This is a genomic window from Streptomyces sp. T028, from assembly GCF_048159505.1.
GTDB lineage: Bacteria > Actinomycetota > Actinomycetes > Streptomycetales > Streptomycetaceae > Streptomyces.
The window spans coordinates 134,786-158,454 of the sequence record NZ_JBLRVZ010000031.1 but is presented as its reverse complement, the minus strand read 5'-3'; the positions used below and the strand labels follow the sequence as shown (position 1 = coordinate 158,454).

22 protein-coding genes and 1 riboswitch are annotated in these 23,669 nt (G+C 69.2%); of the genes, 10 read left to right on the top strand and 12 right to left on the bottom strand.

Features of this window, described 5'->3' with window-relative positions; all coding sequences use genetic code 11:
* Positions 1–11: 11 nt before the first annotated feature.
* From def to ACLZN2_RS29500, 3 genes are all read left to right on the top strand, one after another.
* Positions 12–662 (top strand): peptide deformylase, encoded by a 651-nt coding sequence (def, locus tag ACLZN2_RS29510; RefSeq protein WP_416982350.1) that lies wholly within the window; start codon positions 12–14, stop codon positions 660–662.
* A 273-nt stretch (positions 663–935) separates the two neighbouring features.
* Positions 936–2,045: an epi-isozizaene synthase gene (cyc1, locus tag ACLZN2_RS29505; protein ID WP_416982348.1), complete on the top strand. Its 1,110-nt coding sequence runs from the start codon at positions 936–938 to the stop codon at positions 2,043–2,045.
* Complete coding sequence (locus tag ACLZN2_RS29500) at positions 2,042–3,430, top strand: cytochrome P450 (RefSeq protein ID WP_416982346.1); 1,389 nt, start codon at positions 2,042–2,044, stop codon at positions 3,428–3,430. Before cyc1 ends, ACLZN2_RS29500 begins: the two co-directional genes overlap by 4 nt.
* Before the next feature lie 30 nt (positions 3,431–3,460).
* Here ACLZN2_RS29500 and ACLZN2_RS29495 read toward each other — a convergent pair whose 3' ends face one another.
* Positions 3,461–4,429, bottom strand: a complete 969-nt coding sequence (locus ACLZN2_RS29495) for a helix-turn-helix domain-containing protein (RefSeq protein WP_416982345.1) — start codon at positions 4,427–4,429, stop codon at positions 3,461–3,463.
* 93 nt (positions 4,430–4,522) lie between these two features.
* Between ACLZN2_RS29495 and ACLZN2_RS29490 the strand changes: the two genes are divergently transcribed.
* Positions 4,523–4,765 carry a hypothetical protein gene (locus ACLZN2_RS29490; RefSeq protein ID WP_416982344.1) on the top strand — a complete coding sequence of 81 codons (243 nt, stop codon included), beginning with the start codon at positions 4,523–4,525 and terminating at the stop codon, positions 4,763–4,765.
* Here the strand turns inward: ACLZN2_RS29490 and ACLZN2_RS29485 are convergent.
* The 6 genes from ACLZN2_RS29485 to ACLZN2_RS29460 form a co-directional block, all read right to left on the bottom strand.
* The gene (locus tag ACLZN2_RS29485; protein ID WP_416982343.1) at positions 4,678–5,688 is read right to left on the bottom strand and encodes a ribonucleotide-diphosphate reductase subunit beta; all 1,011 of its coding nucleotides are present in this window, start codon (positions 5,686–5,688) and stop codon (positions 4,678–4,680) included. The genes ACLZN2_RS29490 and ACLZN2_RS29485 overlap by 88 nt on opposite strands.
* Complete coding sequence (locus ACLZN2_RS29480) at positions 5,688–8,051, bottom strand: ribonucleoside-diphosphate reductase subunit alpha (RefSeq protein WP_416982342.1); 2,364 nt, start codon at positions 8,049–8,051, stop codon at positions 5,688–5,690. Before ACLZN2_RS29480 ends, ACLZN2_RS29485 begins: the two co-directional genes overlap by 1 nt.
* Positions 8,052–8,196: 145 nt before the next feature.
* Positions 8,197–8,275: riboswitch (cobalamin riboswitch) on the bottom strand.
* 77 nt (positions 8,276–8,352) lie between these two features.
* Positions 8,353–8,859 (bottom strand): GNAT family N-acetyltransferase, encoded by a 507-nt coding sequence (locus ACLZN2_RS29475; RefSeq protein WP_416982340.1) that lies wholly within the window; start codon positions 8,857–8,859, stop codon positions 8,353–8,355.
* 81 nt (positions 8,860–8,940) lie between these two features.
* Complete coding sequence (mctP, locus tag ACLZN2_RS29470) at positions 8,941–10,569, bottom strand: monocarboxylate uptake permease MctP (protein WP_416982338.1); 1,629 nt, start codon at positions 10,567–10,569, stop codon at positions 8,941–8,943.
* Positions 10,566–10,844, bottom strand: coding sequence for a DUF3311 domain-containing protein (locus ACLZN2_RS29465; RefSeq protein WP_416982337.1), 279 nt, complete (start codon positions 10,842–10,844; stop codon positions 10,566–10,568). The genes mctP and ACLZN2_RS29465 overlap by 4 nt, the downstream gene beginning before the upstream one ends.
* A gap of 139 nt (positions 10,845–10,983) precedes the next feature.
* Positions 10,984–11,748, bottom strand: a complete 765-nt coding sequence (locus tag ACLZN2_RS29460) for a GntR family transcriptional regulator (protein ID WP_416982335.1) — start codon at positions 11,746–11,748, stop codon at positions 10,984–10,986.
* A gap of 369 nt (positions 11,749–12,117) precedes the next feature.
* On the opposite strand from ACLZN2_RS29460, the gene ACLZN2_RS29455 reads away from it, so the two are divergent.
* The 4 genes from ACLZN2_RS29455 to ACLZN2_RS29440 all read left to right on the top strand — a co-directional run bounded on the left by ACLZN2_RS29455 (position 12,118) and on the right by ACLZN2_RS29440 (position 16,815).
* Positions 12,118–13,398 (top strand): extracellular solute-binding protein, encoded by a 1,281-nt coding sequence (locus ACLZN2_RS29455; RefSeq protein WP_416982333.1) that lies wholly within the window; start codon positions 12,118–12,120, stop codon positions 13,396–13,398.
* Positions 13,399–13,491: 93 nt separating this feature from the next.
* Positions 13,492–14,481, top strand: a complete 990-nt coding sequence (locus ACLZN2_RS29450; protein ID WP_416982332.1) for a carbohydrate ABC transporter permease — start codon at positions 13,492–13,494, stop codon at positions 14,479–14,481.
* Positions 14,478–15,317, top strand: a complete 840-nt coding sequence (locus tag ACLZN2_RS29445; protein ID WP_416982330.1) for a carbohydrate ABC transporter permease — start codon at positions 14,478–14,480, stop codon at positions 15,315–15,317. Before ACLZN2_RS29450 ends, ACLZN2_RS29445 begins: the two co-directional genes overlap by 4 nt.
* Positions 15,318–15,324: 7 nt before the next feature.
* Positions 15,325–16,815: a glycoside hydrolase family 3 protein gene (locus ACLZN2_RS29440; protein WP_416982329.1), complete on the top strand. Its 1,491-nt coding sequence runs from the start codon at positions 15,325–15,327 to the stop codon at positions 16,813–16,815.
* 107 nt (positions 16,816–16,922) lie between these two features.
* Here ACLZN2_RS29440 and nagB read toward each other — a convergent pair whose 3' ends face one another.
* On the bottom strand, positions 16,923–17,708 hold the full coding sequence (gene nagB / locus ACLZN2_RS29435; RefSeq protein WP_416982327.1) for a glucosamine-6-phosphate deaminase: 786 nt from the start codon (positions 17,706–17,708) through the stop codon (positions 16,923–16,925).
* Between the two features lie 428 nt (positions 17,709–18,136).
* Here nagB and ACLZN2_RS29430 point away from each other — a divergent pair, with 428 nt between their 5' ends.
* Complete coding sequence (locus tag ACLZN2_RS29430; protein ID WP_416982434.1) at positions 18,137–19,603, top strand: sensor histidine kinase; 1,467 nt, start codon at positions 18,137–18,139, stop codon at positions 19,601–19,603.
* Between the two features lie 229 nt (positions 19,604–19,832).
* Here the strand turns inward: ACLZN2_RS29430 and ACLZN2_RS29425 are convergent, their stop codons facing one another.
* Both ACLZN2_RS29425 and ACLZN2_RS29420 read right to left on the bottom strand, forming a co-directional pair.
* Complete coding sequence (locus tag ACLZN2_RS29425) at positions 19,833–20,090, bottom strand: WhiB family transcriptional regulator (RefSeq protein WP_006142322.1); 258 nt, start codon at positions 20,088–20,090, stop codon at positions 19,833–19,835.
* A 320-nt stretch (positions 20,091–20,410) separates the two neighbouring features.
* Positions 20,411–21,379, bottom strand: coding sequence for a diacylglycerol/lipid kinase family protein (locus tag ACLZN2_RS29420; protein WP_416982326.1), 969 nt, complete (start codon positions 21,377–21,379; stop codon positions 20,411–20,413).
* A gap of 126 nt (positions 21,380–21,505) precedes the next feature.
* Here ACLZN2_RS29420 and ACLZN2_RS29415 point away from each other — a divergent pair, with 126 nt between their 5' ends.
* Positions 21,506–21,961 carry a hypothetical protein gene (locus ACLZN2_RS29415; protein WP_416982324.1) on the top strand — a complete coding sequence of 152 codons (456 nt, stop codon included), beginning with the start codon at positions 21,506–21,508 and terminating at the stop codon, positions 21,959–21,961.
* A 3-nt stretch (positions 21,962–21,964) separates the two neighbouring features.
* On the opposite strand, the gene ACLZN2_RS29410 is transcribed toward ACLZN2_RS29415, so the two are convergent.
* Positions 21,965–23,095 carry a SigB/SigF/SigG family RNA polymerase sigma factor gene (locus ACLZN2_RS29410; RefSeq protein ID WP_416982323.1) on the bottom strand — a complete coding sequence of 377 codons (1,131 nt, stop codon included), beginning with the start codon at positions 23,093–23,095 and terminating at the stop codon, positions 21,965–21,967.
* Entirely contained in the window at positions 23,092–23,505 is a 414-nt protein-coding gene (locus tag ACLZN2_RS29405; RefSeq protein ID WP_004925829.1) for an anti-sigma regulatory factor, read from the bottom strand. The genes ACLZN2_RS29410 and ACLZN2_RS29405 overlap by 4 nt, the downstream gene beginning before the upstream one ends.
* Between the last annotated feature and the right edge of the window lie 164 nt (positions 23,506–23,669).

Sequence of the window (23,669 nt, the reverse complement as noted above, 5' to 3'; positions counted from 1 at the left end):
CATCGTCGGTCATGGCGCAGCAGGACACCGATCAGCAGCACGCGGGCGTGCTCCCCGTGGACGACGAGGGCTTCGTCATCGACACCGAGGAGGCGGAGGAGCGGGAGGCGGCGTATCGCGGGCGCGGCACCTCGCGGCCGATCACGGTCGTCGGGAACCCGGTGCTGCACAAGGAGTGCAGGGACGTCACCGAGTTCGACGACGAGCTGCTGAAGCTGGTCGACGACATGTTCGCCTCGCAGCGCGCCGCGGAGGGCGTGGGCCTGGCCGCGAACCAGATCGGTGTCGATCTGAAGGTCTTCGTGTACGACTGCCCCGACGACGAGGGTGCCCGGCACGTGGGCGTCGTCTGCAACCCCAAGCTGGTCGAACTGCCCGCCGACAGGCGCCGGCTGGACGACAGCAACGAGGGCTGTCTGTCCGTGCCCACCGCGTACGCGCCGCTGGCCCGGCCCGACTACGCCGAGGTGACCGGGCAGGACGAGAAGGGCAACCCGGTCAAGGTGCGCGGCACCGGGTACTTCGCTCGCTGTTTGCAGCACGAGACCGATCACCTGTACGGGTACCTCTACATCGACCGGCTGTCCAAGCGCGAACGCAAGGACGCCCTGCGGCAGATGGCCGAGAACGAACCCCGCTACCCCGTGGTCGCCAACGACTGAACCACGCCACCACGTACACGACGCCTGGCCGGGAACCCTTCCGGCCAGGCGTCGTTCGTATGTCCGACGCACGTTCGATCGCTTATGCGCATCTGCTGATCCATAACCAGTCAGGTGGGGTGGAATCTCAGCACGTTGAGGTAGTGAATGAAGCAAATCCGTTCCCAGAACGGTCAGTCGTGGTGCTGAATGGGAAGTGCGGGGATGCACGACGGCGCACGCCCGGCACGGCGGGAGGGGCGTACGCGCACTGGCGGCTGAGAGGGGTTGTTCGTGCCAGCTTTCCCATACAGCACCACATACCGCACCACATACAGCACCACGGCGACGGTGGTCGTACCGGCGGTTCCGCCCTCGCTCTCTCTTCCGGTCATCGAGGCGGCCTTTCCCCGGCAACTGCATCCGTATTGGCCCCGGTTGCAGGAGAAGACCCGTTCCTGGCTGCGGGAAAAACGCCTCATGTCGGCGGACAAGGTCGCAGAATATGCCGACGGACTGTGCTACACGGATCTGATGGCGGGCTACTACCTGGGCGCCTCCGAGGAAGCTCTGCAGGCGATAGCGGACTACAGCGCCTGGTTCTTCGTCTGGGACGACCGGCACGACCGTGACGTCGTACACGGGCGTACGGCGCAGTGGCGCCGGCTCAGGTTCCGGTTGCACGCGGCCCTGGACGCCCCGGCGGCCCACCTGCGCCATCCCGACCCACTGGTGGCCGGGCTCGCGGACAGTGCGGGCCGGTTGTTCGCGTTCCTCCCCGGCACCTGGAACGCGCGGTTCAGGCGTCACTTCCATGCCGTGATCGACGCGTACGACCGGGAATTCCGCAATCGCCTCCAAGGGCGGATCCCCCCGGTGGAAGAATATCTCGCACTGCGCCGGCTCACCTTCGCGCACTGGATCTGGACCGACCTCCTGGAACTGAGCGCTGGATGCGAACTCCCGGACGCGGTAAGGAAACACCCTTCCTTTCGGCGGGCGGCCCTGCTGAGCCAGGAATTCGCCGCCTGGTACAACGACCTCTGTTCGCTCCCGAAGGAAATAGCGGGCGACGAGGTGCACAATCTCGGAATCAGTCTCATCACCCATCAGGGGCTGACTCTGGAAGAGGCGGTGGACGAACTGCGGCGGCGCGTCGAGGAATGCATATCCGGGTTCATCGACGTGGAGAGGGACGTCCTGCGGCTGGCCGACCGGCTCGCCGACGGGACGGTTCACGGAAAAGAACTCGGCGCCGCCGTACAGGCCTGCCTCGCGAATATGCGGAACTGGTTCAGTTCCGTCTACTGGTTCCACCACGAGTCCGGCCGGTACATGGTCGACAACTGGGACGACCGGTCCACGCCCCCGTACGTCAACAACGAAGCGGCAGGTGAGAAATGACCGTCGAATCGGTGAAGCCGGAGTCCTCGAAGCCCGAGTCCTCCGGGACCACGGCACCCCTGCGTGAACCGCCCCAGGCGGGTGGTGGGGTCCCGCTCCTCGGCCACGGCTGGAAGCTGGCCCGCGGCCCCCTGGCCTTCCTGGCCGGACTGCGCGACCACGGTGACGTCGTCCGACTCAGGCTCGGCCCCAAGACGGTGTACGCCGTCACCGCGCCCGAGCTCACCGGGGAACTCGCCCTCAACCCCGACTTCATCATCGCCGGACCCCTGTGGGAGTCCCTGGAGGGCCTGCTCGGCAAGGAGGGCGTGGCCACCGCCAACGGACCGCTCCACCGCCGTCAACGGCGCACCATCCAGCCCGCGTTCCGCCTCGACGCCATCCCGGCCTACGGGCCGGTCATGGAGGAGGAGGCGTACGCCCTCGTCGAGCGCTGGAGCAGGGGCGAGATCCTCGACGCCACCGCCGAGGGCTTCCGGGTGTCCGTGCGCATCTCCGCCCGCTGTCTGATGCGCGGCACCTACATGGACGCCCGGTCCGAGCGCATCACCTCCGCGCTCGCCACGCTGTTCGCCGGTATGTACCAACGCATGGTGCTGCCCCTCGGACCCCTTTATCGGGTACCGGTTCCGGCCAACCGCGAATTCAACCGGGCACTGGCCGATCTCCACCGGCTCGTCGACGAGATCATCGCCGAGCGCCGGGCATCCGGTCAAAAGCCGGACGATTTGCTGACGGCTTTGCTGGAGGCGAAGGACGAGAATGGCGACCCGATCGGGGAACAGGAGATCCACGACCAGGTCGTCGCGATACTCACACCGGGCAGCGAAACCGCCGGTTCCGTCGTCATGTCGCTGCTCCACGTCCTCACGGAGCATCCGGATCAAGTGGACAAGATCCGCGAGGAGGTGAAAAACGTCGTCGGTGACCGGCCGGTCGCATTCGGCGACGTCCGAAAGCTGCGGCACACGGCCAATGTCGTGGTCGAGACCATGCGGCTGTATCCCGCCGTATGGATATTGACGCGGCGCGCGGTCGCCGACACCGGGCTCGGCGGATACCGCATTCCGGCCGGCGCGGACATCGTCTACAGCCCGTACGCGGTGCAGCGCGATCCGCGTTCGTTCGAGCGGCACGAGGAGTTCGACCCCGACCGCTGGCTGCCCGGTGGCTCCGCCGAGATGCCGAAGTACGCCATGTCTCCGTTCGGCGTCGGCAACCGCAAGTGCCCTAGCGACCACTTCTCGATGGCCGTGCTCACGCTGATCGCCGCGGTGGTGGCAAGCGCGTTCCGCTTCGAGCCCGCGCCCGGCTCCGACAACCGCACGCACGTGGGCATCACCCTGCGCCCGCGCCGACTGCGGCTGAGGGCGCTGCCGGGGTGAGAGCGGGGGCCGGCCCGGGGCCGCGGGCGGTCAGGCGACCGCCTGCGGCCCCCGGAAGGTCCGTCTGTAGGCGTTAGGGGTCGTCCCCAGCGACCGTACGAACTGATGGCGCAGGGCGCCCGCCGTGCCGAAGCCGGTGCGCCAGGCGATCGCGTCCATCGTCTCGTCCGTGGCCTCCAGCAGACGCTGCGCGAGCAGCACCCGCTGGCGCAGCAGCCACCGGTAGGGGGTGGTGCCCGTCTCCTGCTGGAAGCGGCGGGCGAAGGTGCGCGGCGCCATGTGGGCGCGGGCCGCGAGCTGCTCCACCGTGACCTCCTGGTCGAGGTGCTGCTCCATCCATGCGAGCACCCCGCCTACGGTGTCGCACTGCGACCGGGGCAGCGGCCGCTCGATGAACTGGGCCTGGCCGCCGTCCCGGTGCGGCGGTACGACCATCCGCCGTGCGATCCCGTTCGCGACCTCGGGCCCCTGCTCCTTGCGGACGATGTGCAGACAGGCGTCGATCCCGGCGGCGGTGCCGGCGGACGTGATCACCGGGTCCGCGTCGACGTAGAGGACGTCCGGTTCGACGACCGTCCTCGGGAAACGACGGCCCAGTACCTCCGCGTGCCGCCAGTGCGCGGCGCAGCGCCGCCCGTCGAGCAGCCCCGCCGCGCCCAGCACGAAGACCCCGGAGCAGACGCTGAGCACCCGCGTCCCCCGGTCCACGGCCCGGCGCAGGGCGGCCAGCAGCTCGGGCGGGTAGTCCCGGTCGACGGCGGCGTCCGCGGCCGGTACGGCGATCAGGTCGGCCTCCTCCAGCCGGTCGAGACCGTACGGCGTGGAGACGGTGAGTCCGCCGACGTGCGTGCCCAGCGACGGTCCCTCCGCCGAGACCACGGCGAAGTCGTACACCGGCAGCCCCTCGTCGCTGCGGTCGAGCCCGAACACCTCGCAGACGACACCGAGTTCGAAGGGATGCACACCGTCGAGCAGCACTGCGGCCACGTTCTTCAGCATGCCGCCAGTGTGCACCCGCGGTGGCAGGAATTTGAAGGTGTACGGCAGTCCTGCCACTCCCGGTCAGGAGTGTCCGGCGCGACAGTGGTGTGCATGAACACGAACCAGATCGAAGGCCTCGTCGGAATGCTCCTGGTCCTGGGGATCCTCGTCCTCCTGGCCCTCCCGTCCGTGCTCGGCATCGCGCGCGACCGGCGCGTCGACCGGCAGATCAGGGAGGCCCAGGAGGCCCGGGGCGAGCGGGAGGGTCAGAAGTCCTCGTCCAGGTCGACCGTGCCCTCCACCGCGACCTGGTACGCCGACGGACGGCGCTCGAAGAAGTTGGTCAGCTCCTGAACGCCCTGGAGCTCCATGAAGGAGAACGGGTTCTCCGAGCCGTACACCGGGGCGAAGCCCAGCCGCGTGAGCCGCTGGTCGGCGACGCACTCCAGGTACTGCCGCATCGAGTCGGTGTTCATGCCCGGCAGCCCGTCGCCGCACAGGTCCCGCGCGAACTGCAGCTCCGCCTCGACGGCCTCGCGCAGCATGTCGGTGACCTGCTGCTGAAGCCGCTCGTCGAACAGCTCCGGCTCCTCCTTGCGGACGGTGTCGACCACGTCGAACGCGAAGCTCATGTGCATGGTCTCGTCCCGGAACACCCAGTTGGTGCCGGTGGCGAGACCGTGCAGCAGACCCCGGCTGCGGAACCAGTAGACGTACGCGAAGGCGCCGTAGAAGAACAGGCCCTCGATGCACGCGGCGAAGCAGATGAGGTTGAGCAGGAAGCGGCGGCGGTCGGCCTGCGACTCCAGGCGGTCGATCTTCTCGACCTCGTTGATCCAGCGGAAGCAGAACTCGGCCTTCTCGCGGATCGAGGGGATGTTCTCCACCGCCGCGAAGGCGGCCGCGCGGTCGTCCGGGTCGGGCAGATACGTGTCCAGCAGGGTCAGATAGAACTGGACGTGCACGGCCTCCTCGAACAGCTGGCGCGACAGATACAGGCGCGCCTCCGGGGAGTTGATGTGCTTGTACAGCGTCAGCACCAGGTTGTTCGCCACGATCGAGTCACCGGTCGCGAAGAACGCGACCAGCCGGCCGATCAGGTGCTGCTCCATCGGGGACAGCTTGGCGAGGTCGGCGACGTCCGAGTGGAGGTCGACCTCCTCCACGGTCCAGGTGTTCTTGATGGCGTCCCGGTAGCGCTCGTAGAAGTCCGGGTAGCGCATGGGGCGCAGAGTCAGCTCGAAGCCGGGGTCGAGCAGGTTCTTGTCGCTGGGCATCACTGGCAGGCCTCGCAGGACTCGGGGTTCTCAAGGGAGCAGGCGACGGCGTCGGGGTCGGCGGCCTGCTGCACGGGGACGGTGGTCGGGGTCTGCGCCTGGGCGGCGCGGGCGATCCGGGTCGCCGGGCGCGAGCGCAGGTAGTACGTCGTCTTCAGGCCCGACTTCCAGGCGTACGCGTACATCGAGGAGAGCTTGCCGATGGTCGGCGTCTCCAGGAACAGGTTCAGGGACTGGGACTGGTCCAGGAACGGGGTGCGGGCCGCGGCCATGTCGATCAGACCGCGCTGCGGGATCTCCCACGCCGTCCGGTACAGGGCCCGTACGTCGGCCGGGATCCACGCGAAGTCCTGCACCGAGCCGTTGGACTCGCGCAGCGCCTCCCGGGTGCGCGCGTCCCACACACCCAGCTCCTTGAGGTCCTGGACCAGGTACGAGTTGACCTGGAGGAACTCACCGGACAGCGTCTCGCGCTTGAACAGGTTCGACACCTGCGGCTCGATGCACTCGTAGACACCGGCGATGGAGGCGATGGTGGCGGTCGGCGCGATGGCGAGGAGCAGGCTGTTGCGCAGGCCCGTCGTCGCGATCCGCTCGCGCAGCGCCGCCCAGCGCTCCGGCCAGGTGAAGTCGACGCCGTAGTGGTCCGGGTGCAGCACGCCCTGCGCGGTCCGGGTCTTCTCCCAGGCCGGCAGCGGGCCGTTGCGTTCGGCGAGGTCGGCGGAGGCCTCGTACGCGGCGAGCATGATCCGCTCGGCGATCCGGGTGGAGAGTTGCTTCGCCTCGGCGGAGTCGAAGGGCAGCCGCAGCTTGAAGAAGACGTCCTGCAGACCCATCGCGCCCAGACCCACCGGACGCCACTTGGCGTTGGACCGGCCCGCCTGCTCGGTCGGGTAGAAGTTGATGTCGACGACCCGGTCGAGGAAGGTGACGGCGGTGCGGACGGTGGTGTCCAGCCGCTCCCAGTCGATGTCCCCGTCGACCACGAAGGCACCCAGGTTCACCGAACCCAGGTTGCAGACGGCCGTCTCCCCGTCGTTCGTGACCTCCAGGATCTCCGTGCAGAGGTTGGAGGAGTGGACGACATGGCCGGGGAGCGCCGTCTGGTTGGCGGTGCGGTTGGCCGCGTCCTTGAAGGTCATCCAGCCGTTGCCGGTCTGCGCGAGGGTCCGCATCATCCGGCCGTACAGATCACGCGCCGGGATGGTCTTCTTCGCGAGCCCGGCCGCCTCCGCCCTGCGGTACGCGGCGTCGAACTCCTCGCCCCACAGATCGACCAGCTGGGGCACGTCGGAGGGGGAGAACAGCGACCACAGCCCGTCGGCGTTGACCCGGCGCATGAACTCGTCCGGGATCCAGTGCGCCAGGTTCAGGTTGTGCGTACGGCGGGCGTCCTCACCGGTGTTGTCGCGCAGCTCCAGGAACTCCTCGATGTCGGAGTGCCAGGTCTCCAGGTAGACCGCGGCCGCGCCCTTGCGCCGCCCGCCCTGGTTCACGGCGGCGACGGAGGCGTCCAGGGTCTTCAGGAACGGCACGATGCCGTTGGAGTGCCCGTTGGTGCCGCGGATGAGGGACCCGCGGGAGCGGATCCTGCTGTACGACAGCCCGATGCCGCCGGCGTGCTTCGACAGCCGGGCGACCTGGTGGTAGCGGTCGTAGAGGGAGTCCAGCTCGTCCAGCGGGGAATCGAGGAGGTAGCAGGACGACATCTGGGGGTGCCGGGTGCCGGAGTTGAAGAGCGTGGGGGAGGACGGCAGGTAGTCGAGCCGGCTCATCAGCCCGTGGAGCGCGGCGACTTCGTCCAAGGAGCGGGCCGTGTCGTCCTCGGCGAGACCGCTCGCGACGCGCAGCAGGAAGTGCTGGGGCGTCTCCACGACCTTGCGGGTGAGGGGGTGGCGCAACAGGTAGCGGCTGTGCAGGGTGCGCAGCCCGAAGTAGCCGAAGCGGTCGTCGGCGGACGGGTCGACCAGCGCGTCCAGCCGGGCCGCGTGCAGCCGTACGAACTCGGCGGTGCGGTCGGCGATGAGCCCCTCGCGGTGGCCGACGGCGACGGACTCCGTGAAGGACGTCACGCCCTGGGAGGCGGCCTCCGCGGCGATCGAGACCGTCAGCAGCCGGGCGGCCAGCTTCGAGTAGGCGGGGTCCTCGGAGATCAGGCCCGCGGCCGCCTCCGTGGCCAGCTCGCGCAGCTCCGTCTCGTCCGCCCGAGCCGACCGGCCGCGCAGCGCGGCGGCGGCGACCCGCCCGGGGTCGGCGTCGGGGAGGTCGGCGGTCAGCTCGGTCAGGGTCCGCAGCAGCGCGGCACCGGGACCGTCGATGTCCGGCTGGATCGCTGAGGCCGGATCGGCTGGCGCGATGGTCACGTGGGGCTCTCCCTCGCTCGGCAGGGGGCCTGGCGGAGGGCAGGGGGCAGCACACGAGCGCGCACGGCGTCGCGTCCACCGGCCCACTCCACGAGGCCCGGACGTCAGGACACCCGGACCACGGCGGCCGGGCGCGCTGTCGGCAGGTCCTCGGACTGACGCTCGTGCACAGACGTGCACAAGTACACCGTTGCGGGACAGTTCCGGATTCACACCGGATTCCCCTGCGGCGACAGCGAGCATGAGCATACATCTTGTGCTCGCCTGTCACGCCACCCCCAGATGTTGTGTCGGGGTGGTGTCAGAGCGTCAACTCGTAGGTGAGGAGAGTGACGTCGTCCAGATGCGGCACGGGATTCCAGTCTCGCTCGGGTGTACGGACGAAGCCGAGACGTTCGTAGATCCGGTGGGCGGTGTGCATGCTGCGCTGGCTCGACAGGACGACGGCCGTGCAGCCCTCCGTGGCCCGCGCCCGGTCGAGGCACGCCCGCACGAGCGCCTCCCCGGCACCCCGGCCACGCGCCGCGTGCGCGACCGCGAGCGCGCGGATCTCGGCCTCGCCGGGCCGCGCGAGGTCGGCGACCGGGCCGGGTCCGGCGACGAAGGTGACCCCGCCGAGAAGCCGGTCGCCGTCCACGGCCACGAGCACCTCTGCGGCGGCCGCGCGCGTGGCCACGTCCTTCAGCACGGGCAGGTACTCGTCCCCCTCGCCGTAGTCGAGGAGGCCGTCCTGGAGGTAGGCCTGTGCGGTGATGTCGCCGAGTGGCTCGTATTCGGTGGGTTTCGCTTTCCGGATGACTATGTCCATGCGGGTGAGTGTGTACGACAGCGGGCCGCCGTTGTGCTTGATTTTCGGCGGCCCGCTGCGGGTCGTGGGGGGCTGGTGAGTTCAGTGAGCGCTTCCCGCGACGGCCGACGGAAGTTCCGTTTGCACGCCCGGGTCGCCCGCGTCCGCCGTGTAGTCCTCCGGCTTCGTCTCGTCGATGCCCTCGGGGGCCTTTACGGCCTTCAGGACGAAGGTCAGGACCACCGTCACCACCACGTTCAGCACGAACGCCGTGAGGCCGATGTAGCCGATCTCGCCGATGCCGGGGATCTCCTCGGCCGAGCCGCCGAAGTGCTTCTGGGTGGGGGAGGCGACCCCGTACGCGGCGACCGTGCCGTAGATCATGCCGGCCGCCCAGCCGGCGAGCAGGGCCCAGCGGTGGAACCAGCGGGTGAACAGGCCGCCGACCAGGGCCGGGAAGGTCTGCAGGATCCAGATGCCGCCCAGCAGCTGGAAGTTGATGGCGACGGTCTTGTCCATGGTGAGGACGAACACCAGGGCGCCGACCTTCACCAGGAGCGACACCAGTTTGGAGACCTTGGTCTCCTCCTTGGGCGTCGCGTCCGGCTTGATGAAGTCCCTGTAGATGTTGCGGGTGAAGAGGTTCGCGGCCGCGATGGACATGATGGCCGCGGGGACCAGGGCGCCGATGCCGATCGCCGCGAACGCCACGCCCGCGAACCACGCCGGGAACATGTCCTCGAAGAGCTGGGGGATGGCCAGCTGGCCGTTGGTGACCTTGACGCCGGCCGCGATGGCCATGAAGCCCAGCAGGGCCAGCAGGCCGAGCATCAGGGAGTACAGCGGCAGGATCGTGGTGTTGCGGCGGATCACCTCGCGGCTCTTGGAGGAGAGGGTCGCGGTGATCGAGTGCGGGTACATGAAGAGGGCGAGCGCGGAGCCGAGGGCGAGTGTGGCGTACGTCCACTGGCCCGCTTCCGCCGGGGCCAGGGCGCCGCGCGGCTTGCCCGTCGCCGGGTTGGTCTGGCCGAACGCCTCACCGGCCTTGGTGAAGATGTCGTCGAAGCCGCCCAGCTTGATCGGGATGTAGATGATCGCCACCGCGATGACGATGTAGATCAGCGTGTCCTTCACGAACGCGATCAGCGCGGGGGCGCGCAGGCCCGAGGAGTAGGTGTACGCCGCGAGCACGCCGAAGGCGATCAGCAGGGGCAGGTCCTTCACGAACCAGCCGGTGTTCTCGCCGCCGCCGACGCCCATCACGTCCAGCACCGCCTGGATGCCGACGAGTTGGAGGGCGATGTAGGGCATCGTTGCCAGGATGCCGGTCACCGCCACCGCCAGCGACAGGCCCTTCGAGCCCCAGCGGCCGCGCACGAAGTCCGAGGTGGTCACGTATCCGTGCTTGTGGGAGACCGACCACAGGCGGGGGAGGAACGTGAAGATCAGGGGGTAGATCAGGATCGTGTAGGGGACGGCGAAGAAGCCGGCCGCGCCCGCCGCGTAGATCGCCGCCGGTACGGCGACGAAGGTGTACGCCGTGTAGAGGTCGCCGCCGAGCAGGAACCAGGTGATCCAGGTGCCGAACGACCGTCCGCCCAGGCCCCATTCGTCGAGGCTGTGCTCGTTGTCGGCCCGACGCCAGCGGGCGGCCAGGAAGCCCATGACCGTGACGGCCAGGAAGAAGAGGACGAAGACGGTGAGGGCCACGCCGTTCACGCCGTCCTTCACTGGGCCGCACCCCCGCCCCGGGCCTCGCCGCGGGCCCTGCGGGCGCGCTGGTCACGCTGCCAGAGCTGGTACGCGACCATCGTGAGCGCGGTCGAGATCAGCACCCACAGCATCTGGTACCAGTAGAAGAAGGGGATCCCGATGAACTTCGGATCCACCTTCGCGTAGGAACCCACCCAGAGCATCGCCACGAAGGGCGCGAACAGACAGAGGGCGATGACGACGCGTACGGGCGTCACCACCGGCCCTCCGGTCACTTCCGGGGTGTCTGACATCAACGGCTCTCCGTCCCCTCACTGATCGCCCTGATCACAGATGTAATGCGCAGGCAATGTAAGTGACGCACAAGCCGAGCGGAAGACCCTCTACAGACCCTCCACGCCCAAGACCCTCCATCCCTACGAGAAGCCCGTTCTATTCGGCAGGCCTCTTCAGCCGTGCCACGAACTTGTAGCGGTCCCCCCGGTACACCGACCGCACCCATTCCACCGGCTGCCCCTCCTTGTCCAGCGAGTGCCGGGACAGCATCAGCATCGGCAGGCCGACGTCGGTGCCGAGCAGGCCGGCCTCGCGCGGGGTGGCCAGCGAGGTCTCGATGGTCTCCTCGGCCTCGGCGAGATGGACGTCGTAGACCTCGGCCAGCGCGGTGTACAGGGAGGTGTACTTGACCAGCGAGCGGCGCAGGGCCGGGAAGCGCTTGGCGCTCAGATGCGTGGTCTCGATGGCCATCGGCTCGCCGTTGGCCATGCGCAGCCGCTCGACGCGCAGCACCCTGCTGCCGGCGGTGATGTCCAGCAGACCGGCGAGGGTGTCGTCGGCGGTGACGTAACCGACGTCCAGCAGCTGCGAGGTGGGTTCGAGGCCCTGGGCGCGCATGTCCTCGGTGTAGGAGGTCAGCTGCAGTGCCTGGGAGACCTTCGGCTTGGCGACGAAGGTGCCCTTGCCCTGGATGCGCTCCAGGCGCCCCTCGACGACCAGCTCCTGGAGGGCCTGGCGGACGGTGGTGCGCGAGGTGTCGAACTCGGCCGCCAGGGTCCGCTCCGGCGGGACCGGAGTGCCCGGCGCCTGGGTCTCCGTCATGTCGAGCAGGTGCTTCTTCAGGCGGTAGTACTTGGGCACGCGCGCGGTACGGACGGTAGCCCCACCCTCGTTCTCCGCACTGCTGACGTCGGTGCTCATGGCCTGCCTTCCCGGCTCCGGGAGCCGAAGGGCCGACACACCGTCGGCCGCGGCTTCACATCGTGGCACGGCCGCGACGGGGCTCGCCCCGCCGTTCCGTGATCCCCTCTGTATACCGTCGCACCCTTCGCTGGTCTAGTCCAGATGGGCAAGTGGTCTACCGGACCGGGGCCCTCCGGGCCCGATGTTTACGACGGCTTCTTACTTAAAGGTTCCTGCATATCTAGAACCCATAACGGCTGGTCAAAGCGGATTCGGCCACCCTTGACAGTCGAAATGGTCTGCGCCAAGCTCACCGCACTGGTCTACACCATTGGTCCAGGTCCCGGCATATGGGCGGGGGGTGTGGGCATCCCTGAGGAGGGTGGCGTGAAGCGCAAGCTGATAGCCGCGATCGGTATCGCGGGCATGATGGTCTCCATCGCGGCGTGCGGCGGCGACAAGGACAGCGGGGACTCGAAGGGCTCCGAGGCCAAGGAACTGACGGTCTGGCTGACCGTCGACGCCCAGAACAACTGGCCCGCGCTGGTCAAGGCGGCCGACGCGGCGGTGCAGAAGAAGCACCCCGGCCTCAAGATCACCCACGAGTACTACGGCTGGCCCGACAAGAACGCCAAGCTCGACGCGGTCCTCGCCACCGACAAGGCCCCCGACGTGGTCGAGATGGGCAACACCGAGATGCTCGGTTACATGGTCAAGGGCGCCTTCGCCCCCCTCGACGCCTCGAAGTTCGACAACTCCTCCGCCTGGCTGGACGGCCTCAAGGCCTCCGTGACCTACGACGGCAAGACCTACGGCGTCCCGTACTACGCCGGCGGCCGCGTCGCCAACTGGCGCAAGGACGTCTTCGCGAAGGTCGGCGTGAAGTCCGCGCCGACGACCTACGCCGAGCTCACCGCCGCCCTCGACAAGGTCCAGAAGAAGGAGGGCGACAAGTTCTCCGCCTGGTACCAGCCCACCCGCGACTGGTACGCGGCCATGTCCTTCGTCTACGACGCCGGCGGCTCGATCGCCGTCGAGTCGGGCGGCAAGTGGAAGGCCAGCCTGTCCTCGCCGGAGTCCGTCAAGGGCCTCAACGAGTTCAAGAACGTCGTCGACGAGTACATGCACGGCGACAAGACCAAGGACGAGTCCGACCGGTACATCGTCTACGGCCAGGGCAAGTCCGGCATGATCTTCGCTCCCGCCTGGGAGGGCGCGACCGCCGCGGCCAAGGAGAACGACAAGACCGGCAAGCTCGCCGGCAACGTCGAGAACTTCGTGATGCCCGGCCCGTCCGGCAAGAACCTCCCGGTCTTCCTCGGCGGCTCCGACCTCGCCGTCCCGGTCAAGTCCGACGCGCAGGACCTCGCCGCCGAGTGGATCAACGCCTTCACCGGCCCCTCCGGCCAGAAGGGCCTGATGGCCAAGGGCAACCTGCCCAACAACAAGACCGACCTCGCCACCCTCAAGAACGACCCGGCGACGGCCGTCCCGGCCACCGCGGCCGAGTCCAACTGGTTCGTCCCGATGGCCCCCGGCTGGGGCCAGGTCGAGAAGGCCCAGGTCCTGCAGAACATGCTGCAGTCCATCGGCACCGGCAAGAAGACGGTCGAGGCCGCCGCGAAGGAAGCGGACGCCGCGATCGACAAGGTCATCAACAACTCGTGACCTGACGGCGGGGCCCCGTCGCACCCGGAGGGTGTTGTCGGGGGCGGGGCCCCGCTTCTCGTACGACCCGAGGGACCGCTGAGGAGCGCGCGGATGAGTGCCGCAGACACGACCACCCCTGCCAAGGTGCCGCCGACGCGGCCGTCACCCCCACCGCCCGCCCCACCGGGACCGGGCAGACCCCGGGCGAAGCGGACCTCCGCCGGCACCCCCTGGCTGCTGCTCGCGCCCTGTCTGCTCATCCTCCTGCTGGTCATGGGCTATCCGCTGGTCCGGCTGGTCACTCTCTCCTTCCAGAAGTTCGGCCAGTCCCAGCTGTGGGGCTTCCAGCCCGCCGAGAACGTCGGCCTCGACAACTTCACGGGCGTCCTGGACGACGGCGAGTTCTGGCAGGTCGTCGTCCGCACGATCGTCTTCGCCGCGGGCTGCGTGATCCTCACGATGGTCCTCGGCATGCTGATCGCCCTGCTGCTCCAGCGGGTCTCCGGCTGGGTGAAGACCCTCGTCAACATCGCGCTCGTGGCCAGCTGGGGCATGCCGGTCATCGTCGCCACCACCGTCTTCAAGTGGCTGTTCGACTCCGACTACGGCATCCTCAACGCCGTCCTCAGCAAGCTGCCCGGCGTCGACCTGATCGGCCACAACTGGTTCGCCGGCGGACCGCAGGGCCTGGCCGTCATCATGCTGCTGGTGATCTGGGGCGCGGTCCCCTTCGTGGTCATCACCCTCAGCGCCGGCCTCACCCAGGTCCCGGCCGAACTGGAGGAGGCCGCCCGCCTCGACGGCGCCGGCTCCTGGGGCGTCTTCCGGTACGTCACCCTGCCCATCCTCAAGCCGATCATCGTGATGCTCACGACCCTGTCGGTCATCTGGGACATGGGCGTCTTCCCGCAGGTCTTCGTCATGCGCAACGGCCATCCGGAGCCCGAGTTCCAACTGCTCACGACGTACTCCTACGACCGCGCCTTCGTGGTCAACGACTACGGGCAGGGCTCGGCGATCGCCCTGATCACCGTGCTGCTCCTGCTCGGGGTGGTCGCCGTCTACATGCGCCAGATGCTGAAGATCGGAGAGGTCGAATGAGTACGCTCGCTGCGCCTCGTCGCAGGTCCCGGTTCGGCTGGAACCTCCTCGGCCTCCTCGTCTTCGCCGTCGCCGGCTTCCCTGTCTACTGGATGCTCAACACGGCGATCAAGCCGGCGAAGGACGCGATCGACCCGGACCCGAGCCTGCTGCCGACCGGCTTCACCTCCGCCAACTTCAGCCGCGCGCTGCACATCGCCGACTTCTGGGGCCCCGCCGGGCGCAGCCTGATCGTCTCCCTCGCGGTCGTCGCGATCGGCATCGTCGTCGGCATGCTGGCCGCGCTCGCCATCTCCCGGTTCGCCTTCCGCGGCCGCAAGATCGTGATCGTGGGGATCCTCGCGGTCCAGATGGTCCCGCTGGTCGCCATGATCATCCCGGTCTTCCTGCTCCTGAACGACCTGGACCAGTACGACAAGCTGTCTGGCCTGATCATCACGTATCTGACCTTCATCCTCCCGTTCACGGTGTGGACCCTGCGCGGCTTCATCGTCAACATCCCCAAGGAGCTGGAGGAGGCCGCGATGGTCGACGGCTGCTCCCGCACCGGCGCCTTCGTCAGGGTGGTCTTCCCCCTGCTGGCCCCCGGCATGGTCGCCACCTCGGTCTACGGCTTCATCCAGGCCTGGAACGAGTACCTGTACGCCCTGATGCTGCTCAGCCAGAAAAACCAGACCGCGACCGTCTGGCTCGGCAACTTCACCACCAAGCACGGCACCGAGTACGCCCCGATGATGGCCGGCGCCACCCTGATGGCCGTCCCCATCGTCGCCCTCTTCCTCCTCGTCCAGCGCAGGATGGCCGCGGGCCTGACCGCGGGCGCCGTGAAGGGATGACGCCCCGATGACGACAATCGCCCGCGGCACGGACACACTCACCCGTGACGCGCTCACCGTCCTCCAGCCGGGCTTCCCCGGCACCACCGCCCCCGACTGGCTGCTGCGCCGCCTCGGCGAGGGCCTGGCCTCGGTCGGCCTGTTCGGCCGCAACATCGCCTCCCCGGAGCAGCTCACCGCCCTGACCGCCCAGTTGCGGGCGGAACGGGACGACGTCCTGGTCGCCATCGACGAGGAGGGCGGGGACGTGACCCGCCTGGAGGTGCGCACCGGCTCCTCCTTCCCCGGCAACTACGCGCTGGGCGCGGTGGACGACGTCGACCTGACCGGCAGGGTGGCCCACGAGCTGGGCCGCCGCCTCGCGGAGTGCGGGGTCGACCTCAACTGGGCCCCGTCGGCGGACGTCAACTCCAACCCGGCGAACCCGGTGATCGGGGTCCGCTCCTTCGGCGCCGACCCCGCCCTGGTCGCCCGGCACACCGCCGCCTACGTCACCGGCCTCCAGTCGGCGGGCGTCGCGGCCTGCACCAAGCACTTCCCGGGCCACGGCGACACGGCCGTCGACTCCCACCACGCGCTCCCGCGCATCGACATCCCGGCCGAGGCCCTGGCCGAACGCGAACTGATCCCGTTCCTCGCGGCCATCGGCGCCGGCACGAAGGCGATCATGAGCGCCCACATCCTGGTCCCCGCCCTGGACCCCGTGCGTCCGGCAACGTTGTCCCGTCCCGTCCTCACCGACCTCCTGCGCCGCGACCTCGGCTACGAGGGCCTGATCGTCACCGACGGCATGGAGATGCGGGCGGTGGCCGCGACCTACGGCATCGAGCGCGGCAGTGTCCTCGCGATCGCCGCCGGCGCCGACGCGATCTGCGTGGGCGGCGGCCTCCAGGACGACGCGACGGTACGGCGTCTGCGCGACGCCCTCGTCACCGCCGTACGCACGGGCGAACTCCCGGAGGAACGCCTGGCCGACGCGGCCGAGCGGGTACGGCAGCTGGCGCGCTGGACGGGTTCGGCGCCCGGAAGCACCGCCGGGACGGAACCGGACGTGGGCCTCGTGGCCGCCCGCCGCGCCCTCCGGATCACCGGCGGGGACACCTTCAACCCCCTCACCGACCCCCCGTTCGTCGCCGCGTTCACCCCGGTGGCCAACATCGCCGTGGGCGACGAGACCCCATGGGGCGTGGCGGCGGAGCTGACCTGCCTGCTCCCGGGCACGGCGACGGGAACCTTCCGTGGCGAGGACGGCGAGGAGGCGGCACGGGCGGCCGTGTCCGCGGCGGGGGACCGGCGCATCGTCGCCGTCGTCCGTGACGAACACCGCCACCAGTGGATGTCGACAGCCCTGGACACCCTCCTGCTGTCCCGCCCCGACACGATCGTCGTGGAAATGGGCGTCCCCCAGTCCCCACCCCGAGGCACCCCGCACATCGCGACACACGGCGCGGCAAGGGTGTGCGGCAGGGCGGCGGCGGAGGCGATAGCGGGGGCGTAAGAGACAAATGGGGGCCGGGCGAAGCCCCGGCCCCCATTCAGGGGCGCGGGGCTGTATCAATATGCGGCTCCGCCGCGTGGGCGCGACCAGCCCCCACAACCCGCACGCTAGATCCCCTGCCACCCCGGCTTATTGGCAAACGTATGCCGGAAGTAATCCGCAAGCTTCAGCTTGGACGCCGCACCCTCGTCCACAACAACCGTCGCATGCGGATGCAACTGCAGCGCAGAGGCCGGACACACAGCGGCCAGCGGCCCCTCCACCGTCGCCGCCACCGCATCCGCCTTGTTCTCCCCGGTGGCGAGCAGCACCAGATGCCGGGCCTCGAGGATCGTCCCGATCCCCTGGGTGATCACGTGATGCGGAACCTGCTCGATGTCCCCGTCGAAGAACCGCGCGTTGTCCACCCGCGTCTGCTCGGTGAGCGTCTTGATCCGGGTCCGCGAGGCCAGCGACGAACACGGCTCGTTGAACCCGATGTGCCCGTCGGTCCCGATCCCCAGCAACTGGATGTCCACCCCGCCGGCTGCGGTCAGCGCCGCGTCGTAGGCCTGGGAGGCCGCGCGTATGTCCTCCGCCGTGCCGTCGGGCCCGAGGAACGCCTCCATGCCGATGCCCAGCGGCTCCAGCACCTCGCGCCGCAGCACCGAGCGGTAGGACTCGGGATGGTCGGCGGGCAGTCCCACATACTCGTCGAGCTGGGCGATCCTCGCCCGCGAGGTGTCCGCCTCCCCGGCCCGCACCTTGGCCGCCAGCGCCTGGTAGACGGGCAGCGGGGTGGAGCCGGTGGCCACGCCCAGCAGGGCGTCCGGCTTGCGCCGCAGCAGCTCCGCCATGGCCTCGGCGATCAGCTCGCCACCCGACCTGGCGTCCGGAACGATGACAACTTCCACGCTGACCTGCCGTTCTGAACTGAGTGGTTTAGACCAATCCAGGGCTCAATTTAGCAGAGCCCGGTGAAATTGCCCCCCGCATCTCAGTCCGTGGAGGAACCCGCACAGGCTAGGCTGCGTCATGGACGGTGGGGCATGGACACAGTGAGTGGTCTAGTCCACAATGGGCCGTACGAGAACCACGTATGAGCGAACAGCACGAGAAGACTTCCGTTCTCCCCGCACAGGAGGGCGGACCGAGGGTCCGGAGCTCTCTGCCCTGACTGCCCCGGCTCCTCACCTTCGGCCGACGGGACCGCACACCCCGCGGCCGATATTGCTCCGGGCTGCGGTGCCGGGAGGGTTGAGGGTCCCTCTCAGGCGCCGCGGCCCGCGGGTGTTTTTCGGACACTTCCCGCTGCCCGGGTACGCTCGCACACGTGCCCTCCATGAACGAACTCGTACGCCAGCACACCGCCCTCGACGACTCCGATCTCGAGTGGCTCCACCTGCTGGTCTCGGAGTGGCAGCTGCTCTCCGACCTCTCCTTCGCCGACCTGGTGCTGTGGGTGCCCACCAGCGACGGCACCCGCTATGTCTCCGTGGCCCAGATGCGTCCCAACACCGGGCCCACCTCCTACCAGGACGACATGGTCGGCCACCTCGTCCCGCGCGGGCGCAGGCCCCTCCTCGACGCCGCCCTGGACGAGGGCCGGATCGTGCGCGAGGGCGACCCGGAGTGGCGTGAAGAGGTCCCCGTACGGGTCGAGTCCATCCCCGTACGACGGGACGGACGTGTCCTCGGGGTCATCGCCCGCAACACCAACCTGCTCACCGTGCGCACCCCGAGCCGGCTGGAACTGACCTACCTCCAGAGCGCCTCCGACCTAGCGCAGATGATCGCGGCCGGCTCGTTCCCGTTCGCCGGCCAGCAGATGGACATGGACGCCGCCCCGCGCGTCGGCGACGGCCTGATCCGCGTCGACGGCGACGGCATCGTCCAGTACGCCTCCCCGAACGCGCTCTCCGCCTACCACCGCATGGGCCTCGCCTCCGACCTGCTCGGTCACCACCTCGGCCGGACCACCGCCGAACTCGCCCCCACCCGGGGCCCGGTGGACGAGGCCCTCGCCAAGGTCGCCAGCGGCTGGGCGCCCCGTGAGTTCGAGATCGAGGCCAACGACGGGGTCATCCAGTTCCGTACGATCCCGCTCAAGCCCAAGGGCACCCGCATCGGTTCGCTCGTGCTGCTCCGGGACGTCACCGAACTCCGTCGCCGTGAACGTGAGTTGATCACCAAGGACGCCACCATCCGGGAGATCCACCACCGGGTGAAGAACAACCTCCAGACGGTCGCCGCGCTGCTGCGTCTGCAGGCCCGCCGGATCGAGTCCGAGCGGGGCCGGGAGGCGCTGGAGGAGGCCGTGCGCCGGGTCGGCTCGATCGCGATCGTGCACGAGACGCTGTCCCAGAACCTGGACGAGCGGGTGGAGTTCGACGAGATCGCCGACCGGGTGCTCGCGATGGTCGCGGAGATCTCGCCGGGCAAGGTCACCGGCCGGCGCACCGGACGCTTCGGCATCCTGGACGCGGAGGTCGCCACCCCGCTGTCCATGGTCCTCACCGAGATCCTGCAGAACGCCCTGGAGCACGGCTTCCGCGAGGGCGACACGGGCACGGTCGAGGTCTCGGCGGTCCGCGGCGGTACGTCGAAGGAGGCCCGCCTGCTGGTCACCGTCCAGGACGACGGCGTGGGACTGCCCGAGGGCTTCGACCCGCACATTTCCGGCAACCTGGGGCTGCAGATCGTACGGACGCTGGTGGAGGGCGAGTTGGGCGGCACCTTCGACATGGTCCCGGCGCCGAAGCGGGGCACCCGGGTGATCCTGGACCTCCCGGTGCGGGCGCAGAAGTAGGAGCGGGTGCCGCCGGAGAGGTGCCGGTTGAGATGCGCCGAAGTAAGGTCCGGGTAAGAACAGTCGGGCACAGCACGAAGCCCCGGACCGTTCAGGGGTCCGGGGCTCGAATGCTCGTTGCCAGCGATTAGCTGCGCATCGGGGGTACTGCGCGCTGCGGCTCGGGGGCGGGAGAAGCGCACTCGCTGTGCGCGCCGCCAAGCTCAGGCTGTGTGCGGGGCGGGTGTTGTCAGGCGGAAGCCTGACGGGCCCGGTTGCGGGCGGCGCGACGCTTCATGGCACGGCGCTCGTCCTCGCTGAGACCACCCCAGACGCCGGAGTCCTGGCCGGACTCGAGCGCCCACTGCAGACACTGATCCATGACGGGGCAGCGACGGCAGACGGCCTTGGCTTCCTCGATCTGCAGCAGCGCAGGACCGGTGTTGCCGATGGGGAAGAAGAGCTCGGGGTCTTCCTCGCGGCAAACGGCGTTGTGACGCCAGTCCATGGCTGCTACCTCTCCTTGGTATTACATGCAGGTTGCTTGTGAATGTGAACGCTTTCACGAATCCCTCAACAAGGGAAGGGCCAACCCGCCAGGTTCGCTGGCGTGGTCCTGTGAGTTGAAGAGGGGTTCTGGTGACCAGTGGAGGCCGGTGTTGCGGGCCGTCCCGATCGCCACGTAGAGACTCGCAAACCTCAGCGGCGGATACAACCCCTTCTGGAAAGTTTTTTTTGATTCCTCGGTGTCGACTAGGTCACAGCCGTACTTCCATGGGGTGGACCCTGGCCTAAACGTTCGAGTGAAAGGACTTCAGCCCTTTCTGCTCACACAATCACACGCAGTGCATGGCGTACGCCTGTGAACGTCACGCTTGTACGCAGTCCGAGGTGGTCGCCGTCCATCTGCAGGGGTAGGGGCACCTTCGAATGCAAGGTGAACCGGTCCAGGTCATGGAACGAGTGGGCATGCTTCCCATGCGGGCCGCGCTCGGGGGACGAAGTGAGCAACTGGGTGCCATACCGGGCAACCGCGGCAGTGGACAGACGGCTGAGAGCGAGTACGTCGAGCCCGGTATCGAACGAGGCCTTAGGTGACGCGTACACCGGACGATTGCCCAGATAGGTCCACGGAGCCGTGTTGCAGACTATGGACAGCACCAAATCGGTCACCGGGTCCGCGCCCGGCGCCTCCAGGGTGATCGATCCGCGCCGGCGGTCCGGCTCGCCCAGCAGCTGCCGCACGGCCTGCATCAGATAGAGAGCGTGCGTCGACCTTCTGCCCCGCTCCCGCTGCTGCTCGACCCGGCCGACGACCCCCGCGTCGAAACCGAGCCCGGCGTTGAAGGTGAACCAGCGTGACGGCACCGTCTCGTCCTGCGTGCCCGGCGTGCCCGCGGCGATCCCCAGGCCGACCGTGCGCTCGCGCTCCTCGCGCAGGGCGTCCAGCAGGGCGCCGGTGGCCTCCACCGGGTCGTTGGGCAGGCCCAGGGCGCGGGCGAAGACATTGGTGGAACCGCCGGGGACCACCGCGAGGCCGGGCAGCCGCTGCGGGTCGGGGCCGTTGTGCAGCAGGCCGTTGACCACCTCGTTGACCGTGCCGTCGCCGCCGAGTGCCACCACCAGATCGGTGTTCCCGCTCTCCGCCGCCTGCCGGCCCAGGTCGCGCGCGTGCCCGCGGTACTCGGTGGTGACCGCCTCCAGCTTCATCTCGCTGGCGAGCGCGTGGATGAGGACGTCACGCGTCCGTGCACTCGTAGTGGTTGCCGCCGGGTTGACCACGAGAAGTGCACGCATGGGGTGCAGCGTACCTACTGGGTGGTACCCGGGCACAGGCCGAGGTGGGGAACCGGTAAGACAGCGGGCGTGAGCCTCGACACGGGCCGCCGAGGGCGCGGGACGGGCCGGGGCTACCCTTCAGGGGTGAGCAGTGAGCAGAGCCCCCTCGCCCCCGAGACCGTCCCGGACACCACCGGTCCGCGCCCGCCCCGGCTGACGTACGCCGCCGCGCTGGCCGCTCTGGAAGGGCTGGCGCTCGTCGTCGGAGGCGTGTGGATCCTGGTCCTCGGGATCACGGGCGCCCCGGACGACCGGGGGCAGGCCGTCACCGGGGGGCTGACCCTGGTGGTGCTCGCGCTGCTGCCGCTGCTCGCCGCGCGCGGACTGCTCGCCCGGCGCAGCTGGAGCCGGGGGCCCGCCGTCATCACGCAGATCATGGCGCTGCCGGTGGCCTACAACCTGCTGCAGGCCGACAGCATGGCGATCCCGGGGGGCATCGCCCTCGCGGCCGTCGCCGTGACGGCGCTCGTCCTGCTCGTCAACGGAGAGACGACCCGGGCCCTCGGGATCCGGGGGCCCGGCAGAACGCGGGACCAGTAACTCCTACTCCTCCACCAGCAGCTTCTCCCGCAGCTGCGCCAGCGTGCGTGCCAGCAGCCGCGAGACGTGCATCTGCGAGATGCCGACCTCCTGCGCGATCTGCGACTGGGTCATGTTGCCGAAGAAGCGAAGGAGCAGGATCCGCTTCTCGCGGGGCGGGAGATCCTCCAGCAGCGGCTTGAGCGACTCCCGGTACTCGACGCCCTCCAGCGCCTCGTCCTCCGCGCCGAGCGTGTCGGCGACCGCCGGGGACTCGTCGTCGGTGTCGGGGACGTCCAGCGACAGCGTGGAGTACGCGTTGGCGGACTCCAGGCCCTCCAGGACCTCCTCCTCCGAGATGGCCAGCTTCTCGGCCAGCTCATGGACCGTGGGGGAGCGGCCGTGCTGCTGCGAGAGCTCCGCCGTCGCCGTGGTGAGCGCGAGCCGCAGCTCCTGGAGCCTGCGCGGGACGCGCACCGCCCAGCCCTTGTCTCGGAAGTGCCGCTTGATCTCGCCGACGACCGTCGGGGTCGCGTACGTCGAGAACTCCACGCCGCGGTCCGGGTCGAAGCGGTCGACCGACTTGATCAGGCCGATGGTGGCGACCTGCGTGAGATCGTCGAGCGGCTCGCCGCGGTTGCGGAAGCGCCGCGCCAGGTGCTCCACGAGCGGCAGGTGCATGCGGACCAGCTGGTTGCGCAGTTCCGCGTACTCCGGGCTGCCGTCCTTCAGCCCGCGCAGCTCGACGAACATCGCCCGTGCCCCGCTGCGGTCCCCCTGCTCCCTCGGCTCGTGCTGGTTCCGGGGTTCGTGCTGGTTCCGGGGTTCGTGCTGCGTGCCCGGCACGCCCTGTTCGTCGTCTCGCTCGTGCTCGCTCATCGTCCCGCCCGTCGCCCTCTGTCGAGCCCTGTCCTCAGCCCGGCCGGGGGAGCCCCCGATCCGCCCCTTGCGGGGCGAGCCCTGCGCGGCATCCAGGTCCGGGCGCCCGGTGTCATCCTCCGGATGCGGCCTGGCCTGCTCGGGAATGCCGTCGATGCCATCGATACCGTCTGCCGTCATGCCTCGGGAACCGCCCGGAGAGACTGAATCGTTCTCGGCCGGCAGCTCCCGTGTGCCGCGCTCTTCGTCCCGCACCGGCCCGTCCCCGTTCCTCACGCCGGCCCGGGTCCCGCGCCGCGCTGTTTGTAGAGGCTGATCGAAACGGTTTTGTCCTCGTCGACGGCCGAGGAGACCTTCCCCGCGAGGGCGGACAGCACGGTCCAGGCGAAGGTGTCCCGCGAGGGGGCGTGGCCGTCGGTGGTCGGTGCCGAGACGGTGACCTCGAGCGAGTCGTCGACGAGCCGGAACACACAGCTGAGCACCGAGCCGGGCACGGCCTGCTGGAGCAGGATCGCGCAGGCCTCGTCCACCGCGATGCGCAGGTCCTCGATCTCGTCCAGGGTGAAGTCCAAACGGGCCGCGAGACCGGCCGTGGCCGTCCGCAGCACCGACAGGTAGGCACCCGCAGCCGGCAGCCGGACTTCCACGAAGTCCTGGGTCGCGGGCTCGCCTGCGATCTGGGACACCCTCACCTCCAAGGTGGTACAAGCTTTTCGGGGCCGAGGGTCGCCCCCCGGGGTAACGCGTGGGTGGTGCAGCGGTGACGCTATCGCGCCCTCACGTGTCCTGTCCCCGGGACCCCAACCCCCTGGCGTCACTCACAGTAAAGCTGTGAACACGCTCCGTGTCT

Bases quoted from the DNA above. Each gene is read 5' to 3' on its own strand.
- ACLZN2_RS29445 (WP_416982330.1), top strand. From the start codon at position 14,478: ATGAGTACGCTCGCTGCGCCTCGTCGCAGGTCCCGGTTCGGCTGGAAC.
- ACLZN2_RS29485 (WP_416982343.1), bottom strand. From the start codon at position 5,688: ATGCCCAGCGACAAGAACCTGCTCGACCCCGGCTTCGAGCTGACTCTG.
- ACLZN2_RS29465 (WP_416982337.1), bottom strand. From the start codon at position 10,844: ATGTCAGACACCCCGGAAGTGACCGGAGGGCCGGTGGTGACGCCCGTA.
- ACLZN2_RS29440 (WP_416982329.1), top strand. From the start codon at position 15,325: ATGACGACAATCGCCCGCGGCACGGACACACTCACCCGTGACGCGCTC.
- ACLZN2_RS29495 (WP_416982345.1), bottom strand. From the start codon at position 4,429: ATGCTGAAGAACGTGGCCGCAGTGCTGCTCGACGGTGTGCATCCCTTC.
- ACLZN2_RS29460 (WP_416982335.1), bottom strand. From the start codon at position 11,748: ATGAGCACCGACGTCAGCAGTGCGGAGAACGAGGGTGGGGCTACCGTC.
- def (WP_416982350.1), top strand. From the start codon at position 12: ATGGCGCAGCAGGACACCGATCAGCAGCACGCGGGCGTGCTCCCCGTG.
- ACLZN2_RS29425 (WP_006142322.1), bottom strand. From the start codon at position 20,090: ATGGACTGGCGTCACAACGCCGTTTGCCGCGAGGAAGACCCCGAGCTC.
- ACLZN2_RS29430 (WP_416982434.1), top strand. From the start codon at position 18,137: ATGAACGAACTCGTACGCCAGCACACCGCCCTCGACGACTCCGATCTC.
- ACLZN2_RS29500 (WP_416982346.1), top strand. From the start codon at position 2,042: ATGACCGTCGAATCGGTGAAGCCGGAGTCCTCGAAGCCCGAGTCCTCC.
- ACLZN2_RS29475 (WP_416982340.1), bottom strand. From the start codon at position 8,859: ATGGACATAGTCATCCGGAAAGCGAAACCCACCGAATACGAGCCACTC.
- ACLZN2_RS29450 (WP_416982332.1), top strand. From the start codon at position 13,492: ATGAGTGCCGCAGACACGACCACCCCTGCCAAGGTGCCGCCGACGCGG.
- ACLZN2_RS29420 (WP_416982326.1), bottom strand. From the start codon at position 21,379: ATGCGTGCACTTCTCGTGGTCAACCCGGCGGCAACCACTACGAGTGCA.
- ACLZN2_RS29490 (WP_416982344.1), top strand. From the start codon at position 4,523: ATGAACACGAACCAGATCGAAGGCCTCGTCGGAATGCTCCTGGTCCTG.